Source organism: Streptomyces viridosporus, from assembly GCF_002078235.1.
GTDB lineage: Bacteria > Actinomycetota > Actinomycetes > Streptomycetales > Streptomycetaceae > Streptomyces > Streptomyces viridosporus.
Window position 1 is genome coordinate 1 of record NZ_MSGP01000012.1, and the last position, 4,588, is coordinate 4,588.

1 protein-coding gene and 1 pseudogene are annotated in these 4,588 nt (G+C 79.8%); both read right to left on the minus strand.

Going from position 1 to position 4,588, the window contains the following annotated elements; all coding sequences use genetic code 11:
* Positions 1-1,541: pseudogene (locus tag B7L92_RS01055) on the minus strand (ABC transporter permease); the annotation flags it as partial.
* Between the two features lies 1 nt (position 1,542).
* On the minus strand, positions 1,543-4,588 hold a 3,046-nt coding region (locus tag B7L92_RS01060; RefSeq protein WP_081235616.1), incomplete at its 5' end, for an FtsX-like permease family protein.

Consider the following 4,588-nt stretch of genomic DNA (forward strand, 5'->3'; position numbering starts at 1 on the left):
CCCGCCCCCTCCGTCCCCTCCGACCCGTCCGACACGCCGCGCGTGCGCAGCGCCACGACCGCGCCCACCGCCAGCGCGAGCAGCGTGAGTTCGGCGACCGTGCGGCGCCTCGAGGGACGGGCCGAGGCGACGTCCTCGCGGGGGGCGTGCACGCGCACGGCACGGTGCGCGGCGACGGCCCGCAGCGGCAGGGCCGCGCAGGCGAGAAGGGCGACGGCAGCAGCGGCGGCCACGGCGTGGGACGGCCGGACCCCGCCGACCGTGAGCAGGGCGGCGGCCAGCCCCAGGCCGGCCGCGGGCACGGCGACCACCGCCGTCTCGCCCAGCAGCCGGCCGGCGACACCGCGCAGGGAGCCGCCGCGGGCCCGCAGCAGCGCGAGCTCGGCGCGGCGCCGGTCGGCGGCGAGGCCGCCGGACATGAGCAGGACCACGGCGGCGACCGTGCCGGTGCCGAAGACGGCCACGGCGACCAGCGGGCCGATGGCGGAGCGCAGCCGCGTGTGCTCGGCGAGCACGTCGTCGAGGGCGGTGTCCGACTCCGTGGCCGGGGAGGTGGCCGTGCGCGCCTGCCGGAGGAGCGGGCCCGACACCAGGGAGGCGACGGCCGACGTCAGCCGGGGCAGGTCGTGGCCGTGCAGACCGGAGGCGGCCGGGGCCAGCCGCCAGTACCGCTCCGGGAAGCCGGGGGTGCCCAGCAGCGCCGGGGCGGCGTCGGGTGCCAGCAGCAGCGCGCCGACCCAGTACCGGCTGCGCTGCGGGTCGCCGGGGACGGTCTCCAGGCGCGGGCTGTGCAGCAGGGGATCGGCCGACCAGTACGCCTCCCGGGGGGCGAGCGGGTCGACGACGCCGGTGACCCGCACCGTGAGCGGGGTGTCCCACAGACCGGGGACGTGGAGGACCGATCCCACCTCGACGCGCAGTTTCCGGGCCGTCTCGGTGCTGACGGCGGCCTCGACCGTCCGCGTCGCCGCGGTGACGGTGCCCGCCGCCCCGGGCAGGCGGCCCGCCCGCAGCCGGGCGTGGTCGGCGAGCCCGTTCTGCGCGACCAGCGAGAAGCGCGGGGGCAGGGCGTCCGGCCGGGACAGCCCGGGGTCGGGGACCACCAGTGTCTCGGTGGTGCGCACGCCGTGGGAGGACTGCTCCGGGTCCAGGGGGAGGGACCGGCCGGCCGACGCGAGGAGCGTGGCGTGGGAGTCGCGCAGCGCCTCCGGGCGCAGCGCCGCCTCCAGCCCGTCCCGTCCCTCCACCTCCGCGGCGAGGTCGGTCACCGAGGCGAACAGGTTCACGGTGGTGCGGTCGGGCCCGGCCGTCTCCAGGGCCCGGCGCAGCCCCGCGTCGTCGTACCGGTCGACCGTGAGCGGCAGCGCGGCGGCCAGGAAGGCGGTCACCGCGACCAGCAGCGCCAGGGCCGCCGCGGCGCCGGGAGCGGTCCGCAGCCGGGTGCGCACCCAGGGGGCGGTCACCCGCCCGGCACCGCGCGGCCCGCCCTCCGGGCGGACGACGGGGGGCCGACGGCGCGGCCCCGGGGTCCGGACGGTCACCTCACTCACCTCCCCGTTCCCGCAGCGACGCCACGGAGTCCGCGCGGCGCAGCGCCAGTACCGCCGTGACCAGCAGCGGCACCACGGACACGGCGGCCAGCAGCGCGGCCACCCGCCCGGCCGGCAGCTCCACCAGCACCTCGGGCACCGGACGGGTGGCCTGCGCGGTCAGCATGATCAGCGGGATCACCGCACGGGCCAGCACCGCGCCGAGCAGCACCCCCACCGCCAGCGCCAGGCCGACCAGCACGCCGTGCTCGACGACCACCACCCGGGCCAGCCGTCGCCGGGAGGCGCCCAGGGCGCGCAGGACCGCGAACTCGGCGGACCGCTCCCGCAGCGCCCCCGCCGCGCTCACCGCGAACCCGACCGCCGCCAGCGCCGCCGCCGCGAGGGCCGCCGCGCCGAAGGCCGCCCCGGTCCCGGCGCCGAAGGGGTCGTCGCGCAGCTCCTCGGCGATCTCGTCGCGCACCACCACCCGGGACGGATCGACATCGGGCCGGCCGCGCAGCGCCTCGGCCACCCGCGCCGACCCGCCCGGCGCGGTCGCGAGCCACCACTCGGTGGGCGGCACGCCCGCGCCGTGGCGCGCCTGGAGCACCCGGTTGACGGACCGCAGATCGACCAGCAGGGCCCCGCCGTCGTTCGCCCCGCCGGTCGGCACGGACGGCAGCTCCGGCACCGCCCGCACGATCCGCACGGGGACGGTGAAGCCGCCGATCCGCACGTCCACGCGCTGCCCGGGACGGGCGCCGGCCGAGGCGAGGTAGCGGTCGGTGGCCACGGCGGCGACCTCGGACGCCGCCCGCTGCGGGACCCGCAGGCGGACCGTGAACGGCGAGGCCCGCCAGGCCTGGTCCGGCGGGACGTGCCCCGTGCCGTAGGCGACGGTCGGCGGGTCGGTCGAGGTGACGCGGGGCCGGGTCGGGCCGGTGCCTCCCTCGGGCGGGGCCGCGCCGCCGTCGTGCGCGGACGGCTTCCAGTCGGCGGGCAGCGGCAGCCGCCGGTCCCGGCCGTCGGTGTCCGTGGCGGTCAGCGCGGTCACGGTGAAGCGGTGCTGCTCCGCGCGTCCGCTCGGCCGGTACAGGTCCAGCCGGAACCCGGTCAGGGTCAGCGCCCCCAGGGGCGTCTCGGCCGCCGCGTCCAGGTCGAGGGTGAGCGGGTGGGCCCGTCCGTCGGTGCGGAGCGGGCCGAGGGGGAGTTCGTACGGGGTTCCGTGGGAGTCCTCCAGGGTGGCACCGACCTCCACCGTCGGGTCGGCGCCCGCGCCCCGGATCCGTGCCGTCACCGCCAGGCGCGCGGTGCCCGCCGGTATCCGCACGCCCGCCGTCGTGCCCCGCGGCGCCAGGTCCGCCGGCAGTGCGCGCACCGGTCCGCCGGCCAGGTCGGAGCGCATCAGCACGGTGTCCGCCGCGTGGGCGGTGTCCAGCGCGAGCACGGTCGCCGTCCGGCCGCCGGACAGCGGCACGGTCGTCCGGACGGCGGGGGCGGTCCGGCGCACGCCGGGCACCGCCGCGTAGGCCTGGGTGCGGCCGAACTCCCCCTCCCCCGCGGCCAGGACGCGCACCCGGGCGCCGGCCCGGAAGTCCGCCTGGTCGTCCTGCGAGCGCTCCCACGAGGAGCCCTGGCCGATCGCCAGCATGCCCAGCGCCACCGCGAGCACCAGCAGCAGCACCGGGCCCGTGCCGCGCATCGGCCGGCGGCTGAACCGCCAGCCCGCCAGCGCCCCCGGCAGCCCGCGGCCGGCGGCCGCCCCGCGCTCGGCCAGCCGCGCCACCGGCGGCAGCAGCCGCAGCGTCAGCACCGTGCCGGCGAGCAGTGCCAGCGCCGGGGCCGCGACGAGCAGCGGATCGACGCCGAGGTCGCGGCCGACGACACCGGAGGGCCGGCGGCTCAGCTGCCAGAACGCGACCGCGGCCACCGCCAGCAGCCCGAGGTCCGCACCCGCGCGCACCGCGCCGGGCAGCGGCCGGGCACGGCCGGCCGCGGACGACGACGTCAGCGCCGGAACCGTGACGGCGAGGGCGCAGCCCAGGGCCACCGCCGCCGCCACCAGCCACACCGTGCCGCGCCCCGCGACCGAACCGACGGAGGCGTCCAGGTCCAGCCCGATCCGGGCCACCGGGCCCTGTCCGGCGAGCAGCCCGGTGAGCGGGCCCGCCAGCAGCGGGGCGCAGGCCGCCGCGGGCACGGCCAGCAGCAGTGCCTCCAGCGCGGCGAGCCGGGCCACCTGGGCGCGGGAGCCGCCGCGCGCCCGCAGCAGCCGGGTCTCGGCGGCGCGTTCGGCGCTCAGCAGCCGGGCCACCAGGAACAGGACGCAGCCGGCGAGGAGGACGAGCTGGAGGGCGACGACCAGCAGGGTCGAACGGGAGACGAGCAGGGAGCGCTCGACCCGGTCCAGCACGGCGGGCAGCGCACTGCTCGCCGTCGCCGTGCCGCCCAGCGCCTCGTCCCGGGGCAGGGCCGCGGTGCCGCGCCGCACCGCCTCGCGCAGCGCGTCGATCCGCTCGGTGCCCACCGCCGAGAAGTCGGCCGACGCCAGCCAGCCCGACGCCCCGGCGCTGACCCGGTCCCCGGTGAGCACGGAGGGGTGGGGGAGCAGCGGCCCGTACGTGGTGAAGTGGACCTGGACGACCCCGCGGCCCTTCAGGTCGTCCAGCAGCCAGTAGGGCGCGGCGGTGTCCACCGGCCGGTACAGGCCGGTGATCCGCACCCGCACCGCCGGCCCGTCCAGCCGGTCGGTCAGGGTGAGGCGGGCGCCCGGCTCCAGGCCGAGGCGCCGGGCGGCGGTCTCCGGAAGGGCGACCTCGACGGTCGTCCCGGAGACCGCCCGGGGTATCCGTCCCCCGGTGATCCGCACCTGGGTGCGGTCCAGCGCCGCGAAGTGCGTCAGATCGGGGTCGTCCGTCCCGGCGCGTTCGTCCGGCGGGCGCGGCGAGCGGGGCAGGGCGTACGGGCCGGAGCGGGTCAGGGTGCGCAGCGTCACCGGCAGCCCGTCGAAGGCCTCCCGGGCGCCCTCGCGCACGGCGGCGTCGGCCGCGGCGCGG